This is a genomic window from Acidisoma sp. (assembly GCF_035492295.1).
GTDB lineage: Bacteria > Pseudomonadota > Alphaproteobacteria > Acetobacterales > Acetobacteraceae > Acidisoma.
In genome coordinates, this window is record NZ_DATJJK010000278.1 from 48408 (window position 1) to 65127 (window position 16720).

A 16720-nucleotide genomic window follows, 5' to 3' on the forward strand; every position below is an offset into this window, starting at 1 on the left:
CAGGATCTGATTCACGGTTCTGATGAATCGCTCACGCGGTTCAATTCAAACCGATCAGACCCCAGAGGTTTGGTCGCCGCCGCGCCCGCGGCGCCTCAGGCGACCCCGCGCACGACGGGGACCTCAAGGTCACGAATCTTCTTACGCAGCGTGTTGCGATTCAACCCGAGCATGGCAGCTGCCTTGATCTGGTTGCCCCGCGTCGCGAGCAAGGTGAGTTGGATGAGCGGACGCTCCACCTCCGCGATCACGCGGTCATAGATGTCATTGCCGACAAGCCCTTCCTCATGCGCCGTCAGGAATTGACGAATATGGCGCTCCATCACGCGGGCCAGCGGCTCGGAGGCATCGCCCCCGTCCTCGTCGAGAGGCACGGTGGCTTCGGCCAGTTCACGTTCGAGCGAGTCCCCGGTAATGGTCTCCTCGGCATGAAGTGCTGCCATGCGGCGCATCAAATTCTCGAGCTCGCGCACATTGCCCGGCCAGCGATAGCTGCGCAGCCGGTCGATGGCCGCGGTGTCCAGCGCCTTGAAGGGCAGGCCGTCGGCCCGCGCGCGGTCGAGGAAGTGGCGGGCGAGAAGGGGGATGTCCTCCACCCGCTCGCGCAAGGGCGGCAGGCGGATGGGCACCACATTAAGGCGGTAGAACAGATCCTCACGGAAAAGACCCTGGCGAATGGCAGCGCGCAGGTCACGGTGGGTCGCGGCGATGATACGCACATTGGCCCGCACCGGCTGGCGGCCACCCACCGCGGTGAACTCTCCTTCCTGCAACACGCGGAGAAGGCGAGTCTGGGCCTCCTGCGGCATGTCGCCGATCTCGTCCAGGAACAAGGTGCCGCCGCTCGCCTGCTCGAAACGGCCCTGATTGCGACTGGTGGCACCCGTGAAGGCGCCGCGCTCATGGCCGAAGAGTTCGCTCTCGATTAGTTCGCGCGGGATCGCAGCCATGTTGATGGCGACGAAGGGGCCGCCCCGACGGCGGCCGTAATCGTGCAGGGCGCGCGCCACCAGCTCCTTGCCGGTGCCCGATTCGCCATTGATCATCACGGTGAGGTCGGTCGTCGTCAGCCGCGCGACGGTGCGGTAAATCTCCTGCATCGCCGCGCTGCGGCCGATCAGCGGCAGGCGCTCATCCGCATCCGAGGGTTCGGGCGGCGGCTGGTCGCCGGGGGCCGTGGGCGTCGCGAGCGCGCGGTCCACGACCGCCAGCAGCTCCCGCAGGTCAAAGGGCTTGGGTAGATATTCGAAGGCGCCGCGCTGCGTCGCCTTGACCGCCGTCATCAGCGTCGACTGCGCGCTCATCACCACGACGCGTAGATCCGGCCGCAGGCGGCGGATGCGGGGGATGAGGTCGAGCCCGTTCTCGTCCGGCATGACGACGTCGGTGATCACGAGATCGCCCTCGCCGTCTTCTACCCAGCGCCACAGCGTCGCGGCGTTGCCTGTGGTGCGGACCTGATAGCCCGAGCGGCCCAGCGCCTGGGTGAGCACGGTACGAATCGACCGATCGTCGTCGGCAATCAGAACGGTCGGCATCATTGGTCATCCTCCTCGGCCAGCATCGGCAGATGCAGCCGGAATTCCGTGCGTCCGGGGCGGCTTTCGACTTCGATCAGACCGCCATGGTCGGCGATGATCTTGGCGACCAAGGCGAGGCCGAGCCCCTGCCCCGATGGCTTCGAACTCACGAAAGGTTCGAAGAGATGCGGGCGGATATCGTCCGGGATGCCCGGCCCATTGTCCCGCACGGTGACGAGCAGCGGCAGGTCGACCCGGCTGTCCGGGTCGGCGGTCGGGCTCGCGAGGCGAAGTCCATGCTGGTAGCGGGTGATGAGCGTCACCTCACCCTCGGCCGCGCCCGAAGCGACCAGCGAATCGGCCGCGTTCTTCACGAGGTTCAGCAGAACCTGCACCAGCTGGTCGCGGTTACCCCAGACCGGCGGCAGCGAGGGGTCATAGCTTTCGCTGAAGCGGATTGTATCCGCGAAACCCGAGCGGGCCAGGCGGCGGACATGCTCGAGCACGCGGTGGATATTCACCGCTTCCATCGTCACCGGCTTTTCGCCGAAAATCTCCATGCGATCGACCAGGGCGCGGATGCGGTCGGCCTCGTCCCGGATCAGCACCGGCAATTCGCGATCGTTCTCGGAAACACTGCTTTCCAGAAGCTGTGCGGCGCCGCGAATGCCGGAGAGCGGGTTCTTGATTTCGTGCGCCAGGATCGCCGCCATGCCGGTGATGCTGCGCGCCGCGTTGCGCGCGGCGATCTGCCGGTCGAGAGAGCGGACAGTGGTGCTGTCCTGCAGGACCAGGAGGACGCTGCCCGGATCCTCGGCGAGCGTCGTGCCCTGAACGCTGATGCCGACTTTCCGCAGGCGCGGACCGTCGAAGGAAAGGTCATGGTCCGCGATCGAGCTCGCGCCCGTACGCAGCTGATTGACCATGAGAAACAGCGGGCTGTCCTCGGGCAGGATGTCGTCCAACGACATTTGAGCAAGCTGCGGGAACGAAATGCCCAAAAACTGTTCGGCGGCGGAATTGGCGAAAGTGAAGCGGTTGTCCTCCGAGAGCACGACGACGGCGACAGGCAGGGCCGAAAGGATCGTCGCCGCCTCGGGTAATTGCGATGAGGGCACTGGGTTTCGCCTGACGACGGAGAGAACCGTGCGCCGAACAGCCTTGGTTACTGCGCTCATGCCGCCTCTGCCAGGACTACGGATTTATCGGGCGTCGGGGCCTGGAACCCGCGCGCGATCAACGGGTCGAAAAAAGCATCGATCAGGGCCATCACGGTCGGGCGCTCCGCGGCCCGCATCACCTGCGAGCGAAAATCGGCCGAACCCGGGAGGCCGCGGGAATACCAGGCGAGGTGTTTCCGCGCGAGGCGGAGGCCGGGAATCTCGCCGAAATGGCTCAGCATCAGATCGTAATGGGTGAGCAGGATCGCCTTGCGCGATGCGAGATCGGGCTCGGGGATCGTCTCACCCGTTTGCAGGAAATGCGCGACATTGTTCAGGAACCAGGGCCGACCGTAGCAGCCGCGGCCAATCATGACGCCGTCTGCGCCCGAAAGGCGCAGCGCTTCCGCCGCATCCTCCTCCACGATGATGTCGCCATTCGCGATGACGGGCAGCGTGACCGCTTCCTTCACCTGCCGGATGAAGGCCCAGTCAGCTTGGCCGGTATAAAACATCTGCCGCGTGCGGCCGTGCACGGTCAGCATGCGGATGCCGCTCTCTTCCGCTATCTTGGCCAGCCGCGGCGCGTTCAGACTGTTATGGTCCCAGCCCATGCGCATCTTGAGCGTGACCGGCACGTCGACGGCGCGCACCGTCGCTTCCAGAATGCGGGCGGCGCCCGCCTCATCCCGCATCAGGGCCGAGCCTGCCATCTGGCCGACGGCGACCTTCTTCACGGGGCAGCCGAAATTGATGTCGACGATATTGGCGCCATGGCCGACGGCGATTTTCGCGGCCTCCGCCATCGCCTGGGGGTCGCAGCCCGCCAGCTGGACCGAATTCGGGCCGCCGCCCTCCGCGACCCGCGCCATGCGCAGGGTTGCCTGATTTTCCCGCACCATCGCCCAGGAGGCGATCATCTCTGAGACCACGAGCCCTGCGCCCAGGTCGCGCGCGAGCCTGCGGAACGGAAGATCTGTGACGCCCGACATTGGCGCGAGAATCACCGGAGTTTCGATCACGGGATTGCCATGACCGCCGAGCGCGATCGGCTTCAGCGCCGAAAGCGGCGCGGCTTGATCCAGAATCATTCGATTGCCCATGTATTGTGCAGATACAGCACCAGCGGGTTGACGCGCAATCGGGCAGAGACGAGTTTGCGCCCTCTGTAATCCCCGCCCTCCATGGTGACCCATGACGAATGCCTCTTCTCTCCCCAGTTTCCTGACGCGCAGCGGCTCGGGCTATGATGTGCATGTCCTGGAAGCGGGGCGGCCGCTCATCCTCTGCGGAGTCGAGGTGCCGCACGAGAAGGGATTGGCCGGGCATTCGGATGCCGATGTCGGCATCCACGCGCTCTGCGACGCAATTTATGGTGCGCTGGCGGATGGCGATATCGGCCGCCATTTCCCGCCCTCCGAAGCGCAGTGGAAGGATGCCGACAGCGCACGCTTCCTGCGGCATGCGGCAGAGCGGATCGCCGGACGCGGCGGCCTGCTCGTCAATGCCGATGTGACGCTCATCTGCGAGCAACCGAAGATCACGCCCCATGCCCCGGCCATGCGCGCGCGCCTGGCCGATCTCCTGGGCGTTCCCTTGGGCCGTATCTCGGTCAAGGCGACGACAACGGAGAAGCTTGGCTTCACCGGACGGCGCGAAGGCATCGCCTGCATGGCGGCGGTCTCGATCCTCGTGCCTTTCGCGGATATCGGTTGAGGCACCCGTCATGGGCGCCGCCACCATCAGGGACATGGAAGGGCTAATCCGCGCGGGCCTGGCGACAGAAGCCGACCGCGCGGCGCTGACCGCTGTGGGCGCGCGCTATGCCGTCGCCATCCCCGAAACCGTCCGCCAGCTTATAGAAAGCCCGGATGACCCGATCGGCCGACAATTCGTGCCCGATGGGGAGGAGCTGGTGGAAGCGCCGCATGAGCGGGCCGACCCGATTGGCGACGACGCCCTCTCCCCCCTCCCCGGCATCGTCCATCGCTATGCCGACCGGGTGCTTCTGAAGCCACTGCTCGTCTGCCCCGTCTATTGTCGCTTCTGCTTCCGGCGGGAGCATGTGGGTCCGGACGGCGGGTTGCTGAACGAGGCGCAGCTTGAGGCGGCCTTCGGCTATATCGAATCCCGGCCGGAACTCCGTGAAGTCATCCTGACGGGCGGCGATCCGCTGATGCTCTCTCCCCGCCGCATGGCGGCAATCATGCGGCGGCTGGCCGTGATCCCGCATGTCGAGACGATCCGCCTCCATTCCCGTCTGCCGCTGACGGCGCCTGAACGGCTGACGGAGCCGATGGCCGAGGCGCTGGATGTCGACCGCGCCGTCTGGCTGGTAGTGCATGCCAACCACGCCAGGGAATTCACGCCCGAGGGGCGTGCCGCGCTGCGCCGCATACAGGCGCGGGGCATCCCGGTGCTCGGCCAGTCCGTCCTGCTGCGCGGCGTGAACGACAGCGCAGAGGCGCTTGAAGGATTGTTCCGCGCGATGCTCGCGGCGCGCGTGAAACCCTATTACCTGCACCAGCTGGACCCCGCCCCCGGCACCGCGCGCTTCCATGTGCCGATTGCGGAGGGTCAGGCCCTGCTGCGGCAGTTGCGTGGCCGTGTCACCGGCCTCGCCTGGCCGACCTATGTGCTGGATATTCCGGGCGGCCACGGCAAGGTCCCGATCGGACCGGATTACCTCTCCTCCCAGGCGGAGGTGCGCGACCCCGCGGGTATCACCCATAGGCTGCACGCAGTCCGTTGAGCTTGCTCCCCGGTGGATGAGAGGTTACAAGCCCCGCCTCCAATCCAGACGATAATCGAGAAGTCCGATGAAGCAGCAGGCGAACCTTATCCGCGCCGGCCAGGTGATCGAGCATGAAGGACGCCGTTGGACCGTCCTCAAGCAGCAGATCATCACTCCTGGCAAAGGCGGCGCTTTCATCCAGGTCGAAATGCGCGACCTGAAGACCGGCAACAAGACGAACGAGCGTTGGCGTACTGCCGATACGGTCGAGCGTCTGATGACCGACAACAAGGATTATCTCTACTCCTATACCGATGGCGACAATCTGGTCCTCATGGACAAGGAAACCTATGAGCAGGTGATGATCCCGGCCGAGTTGCTCGGTGAGGGCGTCGCCTTCCTCCAGGACAATATGCAGGTCGAGCTCGATCTCGTCGAAGGCGAGGCCGTCGGCATCCATCTCCCCGCTTCCGTCGTGCTCGAAATCGTCGAGGCCGATCCGGTGGTGAAGGGCCAGACTGCCGCCAGTTCCTACAAGCCGGCCATCCTCTCGAACGGCGTGAAGACCATGGTGCCGCCCTTCATTGAGAGTGGAGAGCGCATCGTCGTCCGCACGGAAGATGCCTCTTACGTCGAGCGAGCCAAGTCCTAACGGGCGGAAACAGTCATGGCCGCGCGCCTCTCCGCCCATCTGACCATCATGGCCAACGCCGCCCAGAAGGCGGCCAAGCAACTCCTCCGCGACTTCAGCGAGGTGGAGCAGCTGCAGGTCAGCATCAAGGGTCCGTCTGACTTCGTCTCGCAGGCCGATCTCCGCGCCGAGGCGACAATCCGTCAGGAGCTCGCCAAGGCCCGGCCGGGCTATGCTTTCCTCATGGAGGAATCCGGCGCCTCGGGCGGCGACAATTGGACCTGGCGCTGGGTGGTGGACCCGCTCGACGGCACGACCAACTTTCTGCATGGCATGCCGCATTGGTCGATTTCGATCGGCCTTGAACGGCGGCTGGCAGACGGCACGATCGAGACCAATGCCGGTCTCATTTACGCACCCTGCACGGATGAGATGTTCTGGGCCGAAAAGGGCTCCGGCGCCTTCATGAACGAGCGCCGGCTGCGGGTCGCTTCCCGCCGTGAGTTTAGCCAGGCAGTCTTCGCGACCGGCATTCCCTTCGCCGTCACCACGCAGCGCCAACGCCTCGCCTTCGCCCGCACGCTCAGCACCCTGATGCCGCAGGTAGCGGGTATCCGCCGCTTCGGCGCCGCCTCCCTTGACCTCGCCTGGGTCGCGGCCGGCCGCTTCGACGGCTATTGGGAGATCGGCGTGAAGCCCTGGGATATTGCGGCCGGTATCCTGCTCGTCCGCGAGGCCGGCGGCTATGTCACCACCCCTGCGGGGGACGAGATCGTGGAAGACGAACTCGTGGCCGCCAATCCGCTCCTCCATCCGAAGCTGCTCGCCGTCGTCGCCGACGGCGTCACCACCGCCGGCAAGGCCTGACCTTCCTGTCAGGGCGGCGCGCTCAGCCCGCTCTTGGCAGCCATCTGGAGACTTTCCCGCCAAGCCTCGGAAGGAAAGGCGGAAAAGGGGCGCCCGCCCCCCTCGCCGTGGCGTTCAAACTGCCGTAAAGGCGCAAGGACATGCGCCGCTTCCACTCATTCCTGCTCGCGACCGCTACCCTCGCCCTGCCGCTTCCAGCGGCCGCGCCCGCCATGGCGCAGGTGAGCGTGGATCCGAACGCGCTCAACGCGCTCGGCAGTCCCGTCCTGCCCGCCCCGCCGCGGGGGGCACGCCCCGGGCCGGCGCATCATGCGCGGCCCGCGCATAAAGCGACGCATCATAAGACGGGCCAAGGAAGGACGCACCAGGAGACGGGAACGGCGTCGGCGCCGAAGTCGCCGGAATCGGCCGCGCCCTCTCCACCTGCTGCGGCGACCGGCCCCACGGAACAGCAGAAAGGACTCGGCCCCTCCTTCACGACCTTGCCGACCCTGCCCGGCGCAGCACCGCCCATTCCGGCCAAGCCCAAACCCGTCGCTCCGCCGGCCGCGCCTCCACCCAAAGCCGCTCAGCCGAAAGCGGCTCAGCCGGCGGCGGTGCCTGCCAATCCGGCCGGCGCCTCCGTTGCCCTGCCCCGTGGCGCGCCACCCGCCCCGCCCGTCGTACCGCAAGCGGTTGCGCCTCAACCTCCTGCAAAGTCTGCCAATCCGCCGGGCGCTCCCCTCGCTTTGCCCGGAGCGCCACCACCGGCGCCTGCCGCGACGCAACCCAAGGCTGCGGCCGCCCCCCCAGCGGCACCCACCCAGGGGCAGACCAAAGGCAATGCGCTCCCCAACGCCCTGCCCTCGGGCGCGGACCGCATGACACTGCCCTATTCCGGGCAGGATACCGATCTACCGGCGGCCGAGAGCGCCATGCTTACCGCCTTCGTCCATCGTTACGGCCCGGAGGCGCAATATTCGGTGCAGGCCTTCGCCTCCGTGCCCGCCGGAGACGACGATCCGTCCACCCCGCGCCGCATTGCGCTGGAGCGCGCCCGGACCGTCCAGTCCGTACTGCTGGCCGCCGGCGCCAAGCCGAACCAGGTCCGTCTCCTCGCCCGCGGCAATGCCGGCGGCACCCCGCCCGACCGGGTGGAAGTGGTCGCCATCCCGCCCGCGCCCGGGCATACTCCGCCATCCTCCGCACCCTGAGCAGGTTCTCGCCCCCATGACACGGCCGACCACCTATCTCATCCGAATGCTGGTCTTTCTGGCGGCTGTCGCGGCGGTCGGCGTCTTCCTGATCCCGAAGATCAAAATCTTCTTCGCGAGCAATCCGGCGCTCAACGCCTTCATCTTCTTCGTCTTGCTTCTCGGCATCATCTGGAATCTCCGTCAGGTGCTGCGGCTCGAGCCCGAGGTCGCCTGGGTCGCGGCCTATCAGCGCAACCGCCAACGGCTTTCGGGCATCGTCCCGCCCAAGCTCCTCGCCCCCATGGCTCGCATGCTGGCCTCCCGGGCCGAGGCCGCAGGGCGCGATGGGCGCGAAGGTCGGGTCAGCCTTTCAACCCAGGCCATGCGCAGCCTGCTCGACGGGATCGGCAGCCGGCTGGACGAGAGTCGCGAACTTTCCCGCTACGCCACCGCCCTGATGATCTTCCTCGGCCTGCTCGGAACCTTCTGGGGCCTGCTGCGCACGGTCAGTGCGGTCGCGGACGTGATCCAGAACATGAGCGTCGGCGCGGGCGACATCAACGTCATCTTCGACCAGCTCAAATCCGGCCTCGCCGGGCCGCTCGCCGGCATGTCCACCGCCTTCTCCTCCTCCATGTTCGGCCTTGCCGGCGCGCTCGTGCTCGGCTTTCTCGACCTTCAGGCGGGGCAGGCGCAGAACCGCTTCTATAACGAGTTGGAAGATTGGCTCGCGGGCTTCACCCGCCTCTCCTCGGGTGTCCTCGGCGGCGAGGGCGAAGGTGGCAATGTGCCGCTTTACGTCCAGGCACTGTTGGAGCAGACCGCCGAGAACATGGAGGGGCTGCAGACCGTGCTCGCCCGCGGAGAGGAAGGGCGCGTGCAATCCGCCCAGGCACTCAATACCCTTTCCGAACGGCTCAATACCTTCACCGACACGATGCGCGCCAATCAGCAGCTCATGCTGCGCATCGCGGAAACCCAGGCGAACCTCGGACCCGCGCTCCAACGCCTGGGCGACACGCGGGACAGCCGCGCCGCAGACGAGGTCGGCCATGCCCATCTCCGCAATATCGAGCACGCGCTGCAGCGGCTGATCGCCGAGAACGAGCAGGGCCGCAACCAGAGCACGGGCGAAATCCGCAACGAAATCCGCGTGCTGACCCGCACGCTCGCGGCGATGAGCGACGGGGCACGCTGACATGCCCGGGTATCACCGGCGCAGGCAACAGAACGGGCTCGACGCCTGGCCCGGCTATGTGGATGCGCTCTCCACGCTCCTCATGGTCACGATCTTCGTGCTGCTGGTTTTCGTGCTGGCGCAGGGGCTGCTCTCGGTCTCCCTCAGCGGCAAGGACAAGGCGCTGGAACGCCTGCACCAGCAGATCGCACAGCTGACGGACATGCTTTCTCTCGAAAAGGGCCGCGCGACCGATCTGCAGAACAATGTCGCAAGCCTCGCCCGCGACCTGGGCGACGCGACCGCGACGCGAGATAGCCTGGCCCGCCAGCTTGCTTCGGCCCAGGCTGAAATCGCGAGCGATTCCAGCAAGGTCGCGAGCCTGACGGCAGAGCGCGACCAGATTTCGGCACAGCTCGCCGATGCCCGCCTCCAGGCACGATCGGCGACCTCCCGTCTCAACGACATGCAGGGTCAGCTCGGCCAGCAGACAACGGCCGCGACCGCCGCCCAGTCGCAGCTCGACACGCTGCAGGCCAACCTCGCAGATAACCAGAAGAAGCTCTCGGCAGACGAGGCTCAGCTGGCTCAGGCGACCGAGGCGGCGGCCACCGCCTCTGCCGCAGCCACGTCGGCCAAGAATCAAATCGCCAATCTGGAGAGCCAGCTCACGGCCATGGAGGCGCGGGCGAAAACGGCGGAGGTCAAGCTCGCGAGCGTTACGAGCGATCTCGCGAAGCAGACGGATCTGGCGAACGCCAGCCAATCGGCCCTGGCCCAGCAGAAACAGGATCTCGCCCAGCAGACACAGCAGACCGACGCCGCCAATGCCCAGATCGCGCTGCTCAACCAGCAGATGGCACAGCTCCGCGCCCAGCTTCAGGCGATTTCGGCCGCCCTCAACCTGCAGGAGAGCCAAGGACGGGACAAGGACGCGCAGATTGCCGATCTCGGCCATAAGCTGAACCTCGCCCTCGCCGCCAAGGTGCAGGAGCTGCAACGCTACCGCAGCGACTTCTTCGGCAAGCTGCGCGAAATCCTGAAGAACCAGCCCAACATCAAGATCGTGGGCGACCGGTTCGTGTTCCAGAGCGACGTGCTCTTCGCCTCCGGCAGCGCCCAGCTGACGCCCGAGGGCCAGACCCAGATCGACGGCATCAGCGCGGCCATCAAAAGCATCATGAAGGAGATCCCGCCCGACCTCTCCTGGATGCTGCGGGTGGACGGCCATGCCGACAGCCAACCCGTCATCGGCGGCCCGTTCCAGAATAACTGGCAGCTCTCTGCCGCGCGGGCGATTTCGGTTGTGCAGCTCCTCATCCTCGACGGCGTACCGGCGAACCATCTGGCGGCGACCGCCTTCGGCGATACCCAGCCGATCGACCCCGCCCATACGCCGGACGCCTATGCCAAGAATCGCCGCATCGAATTCCGCCTGACGGATCGCTGACCCCGCCGCCATGCTCGACAAGACAAAGGCGCCAGGGGAATGGACGATCGGCCGCCAGCGCATCCTGCAGACAGATTGTCTCACGGGCCTCGCTGAGCTCGCAGCAGAGAGCGTAGATGTCTGCGTCACCTCGCCGCCCTACAACATCGGCATCGCCTATCGTTCCTATGCGGACCGCCTGCCGCGGGAGCAGTATCTGGAATGGATGGCAGAGGTCGGGCTGGCCATCGCCCGCGTGCTGAAGCCCGAAGGCTCGCTCTTCCTCAATGTCGGATCGACAGGAAACGACCCTTGGATTGCGAGCGACGTGGCGGACGCCATGACGCGCGACCTCGTGCTGCAGAACCATATCGTCTGGGTGAAGTCACTCAGCATCGGCGAGGATACGCTGGGTCACTTCAAGCCTATTACCAGTGACCGCTTCCTCAACAACAATCACGAAGCCATCTATCACTTCACGAAGTCCGGCCGCGTCGCGATCGACCGTCTGGCGGTCGGCGTGCCTTTCAAGGACAAGTCCAATATCGCGCGCTGGGGCCATGCGCGCGACCGCCGCTGCGCCGGCAATGTCTGGTTCCTGCCCTATCAGACGGTGAAATCCCGCGCCCAGAAGTTTGACCATCCGGCGGGCTTCCCGGTCGAACTGCCAGAGCGCTGCATCCGCCTCGTGGGGGTCGCTGATCCGCTGGTGCTCGATCCCTTCCTCGGCGCTGGCACCACGCTCGTCGCAGCCGAACGTCTCGGCGCGCGTGGCATTGGCTTCGAGATCGACCCGGATTACGCGGCCCGCGCCACCGCCCGGCTGGCGGCTACGCCCACCGGCTAAGTGCGGCCGGATAGGAGCCGCTCAGCGCACGTAGACGCGAATCTGCTCGCCGCCGATGCCGGGCAGGACCAGGGCGCCAAGAGTAACACGAGACGCCGGAACCCCTGCCCCCATGATCGTCTGGGCGACTGCGGACGCCTGCGGCGTCAACGCCTTCGCGGCGGTGATCTGGTCAAGCGGTGTTGCCGTCTGCGGCACGGTCGAGACGACGTCAAAGACGACATCCGGCTTGCGCGCCTCGGCGGCCTGAACCGCCCCGGTTAGCGCCGAAAGATAGTCGGCCGTCGTGCTGCCCGCCGCAATGGTCACAAGCGGCACGCGACCGAATTCAGCCTTGGTCGTGTCCACGGTGGTCGCCGCAGGGGGAAGCGGGCTCGGCCCCAAGAGTCCGCGCCCAGGCACGGCGCAGCCCGCGAGGCCGAGAGCGATGAGGCCGAGCCCCAGGGTATGCTTCATCATGCGCCTCATCTCGCGGTCATGCGGGTGAATTGCGCGAGGCCGGTCTGCCGCGCCGTGGCCAGTCTTTCGGCCCTCAGGATGGTACGGAGATCGGCCACCGCCGCCGTGAAATCCTGGTTGACCACGACATAATCGAACTCAGCGTAATGCTCCATCTCACCGGCGGTGGAGGCCATCCGCCGCGCGATCTCGGCCTCGCTGTCCTGGCCACGCAGGCGCAGCCGCTGCTCCAGTTCAGGGAGCGAAGGCGGCAGCAGGAAGACGCCGACGACATCCCCCGGCATGGCCGCGTGCATCTGGCGAAACCCCTGCCAGTCGATGGTGAAGATCATGTCCTGGCCGGCAGCGAGCGCCGCTTCCACCGGCGCGCGCGGCGTGCCGTAGAGGGTTTCGCGCCCGAACACATGGGCCCATTCCAGCAGTCCGCCTTCCTCGCGCAGGGTTTCGAACTGCTCCGGGCTGCGGAAAAAATAGTGCTTGCCCTCGACCTCACCCGGCCGGGGCGCTCGGGTCGTGACGCTGACCGAGAGCGCGAGTTCTGGCTCCTCGGCCAGCAGTGCCCGGGTCAGACTGCTCTTGCCGGTGCCGGAGGGGGCGGCGACGACGAAGCAGAGGCCGCGGCGCCCGATGCCCGAGCCGCTTGGGGATGAGGCGCTCATTCGACGTTCTGAACCTGTTCGCGCAGCTGTTCGATCACGGCCTTCAAGGAGAGCCCGATTCCGGTCAAGGGTACCGAGGCCGATTTGCTGCAGAGTGTGTTCGCCTCGCGATTGAATTCCTGCATGAGGAAGTCGAGCTTGCGGCCGACCAGAATGGCCTCCGCCATCAGGCTGCGCGCGGCGTCGATATGGCTGGACAGACGGTCCAGTTCCTCCCGCACATCCGACCGGCTGGCGAGCAGCGCCACTTCCTGAGCGATGCGCTCCTCCGGCAGGCTCATCCCCTCGGCCAGCAGGGCCCGCACGCTGTCCAGCATGCGCTCTCGCTGGAGGCGGGGCTGGTCCTCGGCCGCGGCCTCGGCCTGGCGGCAGAGCGCGGCAATTTCATCGAGAAACGCCGCAAGCACGCCGGTGAGCCGCGCCCCCTCATCCAACCGGCCCCGTTCGAGCTGACCGAGCGCCTCGTCGAAGCCGGCGAAAACGGCGGCCTTCACAGCAGGCGTGGGCGCCGGCGGGCCGGAGGAGACCTGGGAGGCCCGCAGCACGCCCGGCAGGCCCAGCACCAGTTCGGCCCGGGGCGGCGGCGCATTCGGGATACGGGCCGCGATCTCCTGCGTGAGCTTCAGCACCCGCTCCAGCGCCTCACTATCCGGCTGGATCGCCGCCTGTTCCTCGGCCTTGAGGCTGAGACTGGCATTCACGCTGCCGCGGCGGATGCGCTTCTGAAGGGCCTGGCGCAGTTCGGCCTCCGCCGCCTCCCATCCGGAGGGCAGCCGGAAGCGGGGCTCCAGCCCTTTGCTGTTGACGCTACGGATTTCCCAGGCCCAGGCGATACCCGCGGCGTCCCCCGCGGCTGCACCAAACCCGGTCATCGAGGCCAAGGGCTGCTTCTCTTCCATCCGCGTGCTTCTATTGCGAAATGCAGCTTTCGCAAATGCGCCCGACAAGAATTTGGTGCCAGAAATGACGTTCAAGCGGGTTCTCCTCACCGGCGCCTCTTCCGGCATCGGGCGCGCCCTGGCCTTGGCACTCGCGGCGCCGGGGGTCACGCTTCATCTCGGCGGGCGCGATGCGGCGCGTCTCGACGACGTCGCTGCCGAATGCCGAAGCCGGGGAGCCGCGGCCTTGCCACATGCGGTCGGCGTCACGGATCGGGCCGCGATGGAAGCCTGGATCGCAGCCGCTGGCCCGCTCGACCTCGTGATCGCCAACGCGGGGATTTCCGGCGGCACGGCGGGTGCCATGGAGAGCGACGCGCAGACCCGCGCGATCTTCGCCACCAATCTGGACGGCGTGCTGAACACTGTCCTGCCCGCAATGGCGGCAATGGCGACCCAGCCGCCGGACGCGCGGGGAGTGCGCGGACGCATCGCGGTCGTCGCCTCAATCGCGGCCTTCATCCCGAGTCCCTCGGCACCGGCTTATTGCGCCTCCAAGGCGGCGGTCGATGCCTGGGTGGTAGGGGCCGTACCCTCGGCGCGGAAACAAGGCATCGTGATGACGAGCCTCTGCCCCGGCTTCGTCACCTCGCCGATGACGGCGGTGAACGACTTCCCGATGCCCGGCATCATGAGCGCGGAACGGGCAGCGGGGCATATGCTGCGGGCGATCGCCGCCGGGCAGGCGCGCGCAGCTTTCCCCATCTGGATGGCCGCTGCCGCCCGCTTCGCTGCGCTCCTGCCGGTTTCCTGGCGGGGAGCCCTCGCCGCCCGCATGCCGGCCAAGAAGAGCCTCTGAGGCGCCTGATCAATAATTGAACGTGTGATCGCCATCACACTCCGGGGCGCGAAAGCCTCTATGTTGGCACTTCCGATACAGGAGCCGGCCGATGAACGCCCCGCCCATCGCCTATGCCTTCTCCGTCATTCTCCTGGTGCTGGCGGCCCTCGCCGGGCATGGCGGCAGCGCTGCGGGCATCACCCTCGCCGTGATCCTGGTAATCGGCGCCATCGTCATCCCGGCAACCCTCAAGATGACCAATCAGTGGGACCGCGCCATTGTGCTGCGCCTCGGCCAGTATCGCGGCCTCGGTGGCCCCGGGCTGTTCATTCTCATCCCCTTTCTGGAAGCCATCGCGACCGTCGTCGATCTTCGCATCCGCACGACGGAAATTCGAGCGGAAGAGGCGCTGACGCGGGACACCGTCTCCATCGCGATGGACGCCATCGTCTTCTGGCGCGTGGTGGACCCGATGCGGGCCGCGACGGAAATTGAACACTATCGCCAGGCGGTGGAACGGGTTGCCCAGACCAGTCTGCGGGAGACAATCGGCAGCCATGACCTCACCAAACTCCTGTCAGACCGCAAGACCGCCGATGAGGAGCTGCGGCAGACCATCAGCCGCAAGACCGGCGCCTGGGGGGTGGAAATCACCTCGGTCGAAATCAAGGACATCGCCATTCCCTCGTCGCTGCAGGACGCGATGAGCCGGCAGGCCCAGGCCGAACGAGAGAAGCAGGCGCGCGAAACCCTGGCCTCGGCCGAGATCGGCATTGCGCTGCAGGTGCGGGAGGCAGCGGCCGTTTACGCCACCGATCCCGTGGCGTTGCAGCTCCGCCAGATGAACCTCGTCTACGAAATGAACAAGGAGCGCGGCACGACCATCATCATTCCGAGTGAAATGGCGAGCAGCCTCGGCTCCCTGGGCGTCGTGGCCGTTGCCGCCCAGGCTCAAAATGCTAAGAACAGCGGCTGAAACGGCTGCATGCCGGATCCACGAAAAGGAATGTCCATGACCGCATCTACCCGCTTCTTCACCCAGGAGGCGCCGATCCAGTATGAGGGCCGCGACAGCCGGAACCCCCTCGCCTTCCGCTGGTATGACAAGGACCGCATGGTCCTCGGCAAGACGATGGAGGAACAGCTCCGCTTCGCCATCGCCTATTGGCATTCGCTCGCCTGGCCGGGCGGGGACCCCTTCGGCGGCGAGACCTTCCTGCGCCCCTGGATGCACGGGTCGGACGAGATGGCGATGGCGCGCCTCAAGGCCGATGTCGGCTTCGAGCTGTTCCGTCTGCTCGACGCGCCCTTCTTCTGCTTCCATGACCGCGACGTCGCCCCCGAAGGTGCGACACTCGCCGAAAGCAACCGCAATCTCGACGTCATCGCCGATGTCTTCGCCGAGAAAATGGCGCGCGAGAAGGTCAAGCTCCTCTGGGGTACGGCCAATCTCTTCTCCAACCGCCGCTACATGGCGGGGGGTGCGACCAACCCGGATCCGGATGTCTTCATCTACGCGGCGGCCCAGGTAAAGCACGCGCTGGAGACGACGCACCGTCTGGGCGGCGCCAATTACGTGCTCTGGGGCGGCCGCGAGGGCTACGAGACGTTGCTCAACACCGACATCGGCCAGGAGCTGGACCAGCTCGGCCGATTCGTCTCCATGGTGGTGGAGCACAAGCACAAGATCGGCTTCAAGGGCGCGATCCTGGTGGAGCCGAAGCCGCAGGAGCCGACCAAGCACCAGTACGATTTTGACGTTGCAACCGTCTACGGCTTCCTCGAGCGCTACGGCCTGCAGAAGGAAGTTCAGGTCAATATCGAGGACAATCACGCGACGCTGGCGGGCCATACCTACGAGCATGAAATCGCGCTCGCCTGTGCCCTCGGCATCATGGGCTCGCTCGACGTCAATCGCGGCGACCGCCAGTCCGGCTGGGACACGGATCAGTTCCCCAACGATCCAACCGGCATGGCGCTCGGATTCTACCATCTGTTCCGCGCCGGCGGCTTCACCACCGGCGGCTGCAACTTCGATGCGAAGATCCGTCGCCAGTCGCTTGACGCGGAGGATCTGTTGACCGCGCATATCGGCGGCATGGATGTCTGCGCCCGCGCGCTGCTGATGGCCGCTGACATGATCGAGGATGGCGCACTGCCGCAATTCGTGGAAGAGCGTTATGCTGGCTGGAGGAAGCCGGAAAACCAGGCGATTCTGCGCGGCGAGCGCAATCTGGACGACATGGCGAAGCTGGTCGAGGAACGCAGCATCAACCCGAGCCCCCGCTCCGGCCGCCAGGAATATCTGGAAAACCTTGTCAACCGCTATCTGTGAGATGAATG

The 16720-nt window shown here is 66.4% G+C and carries 16 protein-coding genes and 1 pseudogene; 11 read left to right on the forward strand and 6 right to left on the reverse strand.

All coding sequences use genetic code 11. From position 1 onward, the window contains the following. Window positions 1-95 precede the first annotated feature (95 nt). Genes ntrC through dusB form a run of 3 tightly spaced genes read right to left on the reverse strand, consistent with a single transcriptional unit; the run spans window position 96 to window position 3771 of the window. Window positions 96-1541 (reverse strand): nitrogen regulation protein NR(I), encoded by a 1446-nt coding sequence (gene ntrC / locus VL752_RS20855; protein WP_325358339.1) that lies wholly within the window; start codon window positions 1539-1541, stop codon window positions 96-98. After that, window positions 1538-2698 (reverse strand): two-component system sensor histidine kinase NtrB, encoded by a 1161-nt coding sequence (locus tag VL752_RS20860; RefSeq protein ID WP_325358341.1) that lies wholly within the window; start codon window positions 2696-2698, stop codon window positions 1538-1540. Before VL752_RS20860 ends, ntrC begins: the two co-directional genes overlap by 4 nt. Next, window positions 2695-3771 (reverse strand): tRNA dihydrouridine synthase DusB, encoded by a 1077-nt coding sequence (gene dusB / locus VL752_RS20865; RefSeq protein ID WP_325358343.1) that lies wholly within the window; start codon window positions 3769-3771, stop codon window positions 2695-2697. Before dusB ends, VL752_RS20860 begins: the two co-directional genes overlap by 4 nt. A gap of 124 nt (window positions 3772-3895) precedes the next feature. Between dusB and ispF the strand changes: the two are divergent. The 8 genes and pseudogenes from ispF to VL752_RS20905 form a co-directional block, all read left to right on the forward strand. Beyond that, window positions 3896-4396 (forward strand): annotated as a pseudogene (ispF, locus tag VL752_RS20870) (2-C-methyl-D-erythritol 2,4-cyclodiphosphate synthase); the annotation flags it as partial. 10 nt (window positions 4397-4406) lie between these two features. Further along, window positions 4407-5432, forward strand: a complete 1026-nt coding sequence (locus VL752_RS20875) for a lysine-2,3-aminomutase-like protein (protein WP_325358345.1) — start codon at window positions 4407-4409, stop codon at window positions 5430-5432. Window positions 5433-5499: 67 nt separating this feature from the next. Continuing rightward, on the forward strand, window positions 5500-6066 hold the full coding sequence (efp, locus tag VL752_RS20880; RefSeq protein WP_325358347.1) for an elongation factor P: 567 nt from the start codon (window positions 5500-5502) through the stop codon (window positions 6064-6066). Window positions 6067-6081: 15 nt separating this feature from the next. Beyond that, entirely contained in the window at window positions 6082-6912 is an 831-nt protein-coding gene (locus VL752_RS20885; RefSeq protein WP_325358349.1) for an inositol monophosphatase family protein, read from the forward strand. Between the two features lie 140 nt (window positions 6913-7052). Then, complete coding sequence (locus tag VL752_RS20890) at window positions 7053-8105, forward strand: hypothetical protein (protein WP_325358351.1); 1053 nt, start codon at window positions 7053-7055, stop codon at window positions 8103-8105. A 16-nt stretch (window positions 8106-8121) separates the two neighbouring features. Next, complete coding sequence (locus tag VL752_RS20895; protein WP_325358353.1) at window positions 8122-9285, forward strand: flagellar motor protein MotA; 1164 nt, start codon at window positions 8122-8124, stop codon at window positions 9283-9285. Between the two features lies 1 nt (window position 9286). Beyond that, on the forward strand, window positions 9287-10714 hold the full coding sequence (locus tag VL752_RS20900) for a peptidoglycan -binding protein (protein ID WP_325358355.1): 1428 nt from the start codon (window positions 9287-9289) through the stop codon (window positions 10712-10714). A gap of 10 nt (window positions 10715-10724) precedes the next feature. Continuing rightward, the gene (locus VL752_RS20905) at window positions 10725-11540 is read left to right on the forward strand and encodes a DNA-methyltransferase (RefSeq protein ID WP_325358357.1); all 816 of its coding nucleotides are present in this window, start codon (window positions 10725-10727) and stop codon (window positions 11538-11540) included. A gap of 21 nt (window positions 11541-11561) precedes the next feature. On the opposite strand, the gene VL752_RS20910 is transcribed toward VL752_RS20905, so the two are convergent. Genes VL752_RS20910 through VL752_RS20920 form a run of 3 tightly spaced genes read right to left on the reverse strand, consistent with a single transcriptional unit; the run spans window position 11562 to window position 13557 of the window. Further along, window positions 11562-11999, reverse strand: coding sequence for a hypothetical protein (locus VL752_RS20910; RefSeq protein ID WP_325358359.1), 438 nt, complete (start codon window positions 11997-11999; stop codon window positions 11562-11564). 5 nt (window positions 12000-12004) lie between these two features. After that, on the reverse strand, window positions 12005-12658 hold the full coding sequence (gene gmk / locus VL752_RS20915) for a guanylate kinase (RefSeq protein ID WP_325358361.1): 654 nt from the start codon (window positions 12656-12658) through the stop codon (window positions 12005-12007). Then, entirely contained in the window at window positions 12655-13557 is a 903-nt protein-coding gene (locus tag VL752_RS20920; protein ID WP_325358363.1) for a YicC/YloC family endoribonuclease, read from the reverse strand. Before VL752_RS20920 ends, gmk begins: the two co-directional genes overlap by 4 nt. Window positions 13558-13621: 64 nt before the next feature. On the opposite strand from VL752_RS20920, the gene VL752_RS20925 reads away from it, so the two are divergent. The 3 genes from VL752_RS20925 to xylA all read left to right on the forward strand — a co-directional run bounded on the left by VL752_RS20925 (window position 13622) and on the right by xylA (window position 16712). Further along, window positions 13622-14395, forward strand: a complete 774-nt coding sequence (locus VL752_RS20925; protein ID WP_325358365.1) for an SDR family NAD(P)-dependent oxidoreductase — start codon at window positions 13622-13624, stop codon at window positions 14393-14395. A 91-nt stretch (window positions 14396-14486) separates the two neighbouring features. Then, entirely contained in the window at window positions 14487-15353 is an 867-nt protein-coding gene (locus VL752_RS20930; RefSeq protein WP_325358367.1) for a slipin family protein, read from the forward strand. A 36-nt stretch (window positions 15354-15389) separates the two neighbouring features. Continuing rightward, entirely contained in the window at window positions 15390-16712 is a 1323-nt protein-coding gene (xylA, locus tag VL752_RS20935; protein WP_325358369.1) for a xylose isomerase, read from the forward strand. Window positions 16713-16720 lie beyond the last annotated feature (8 nt).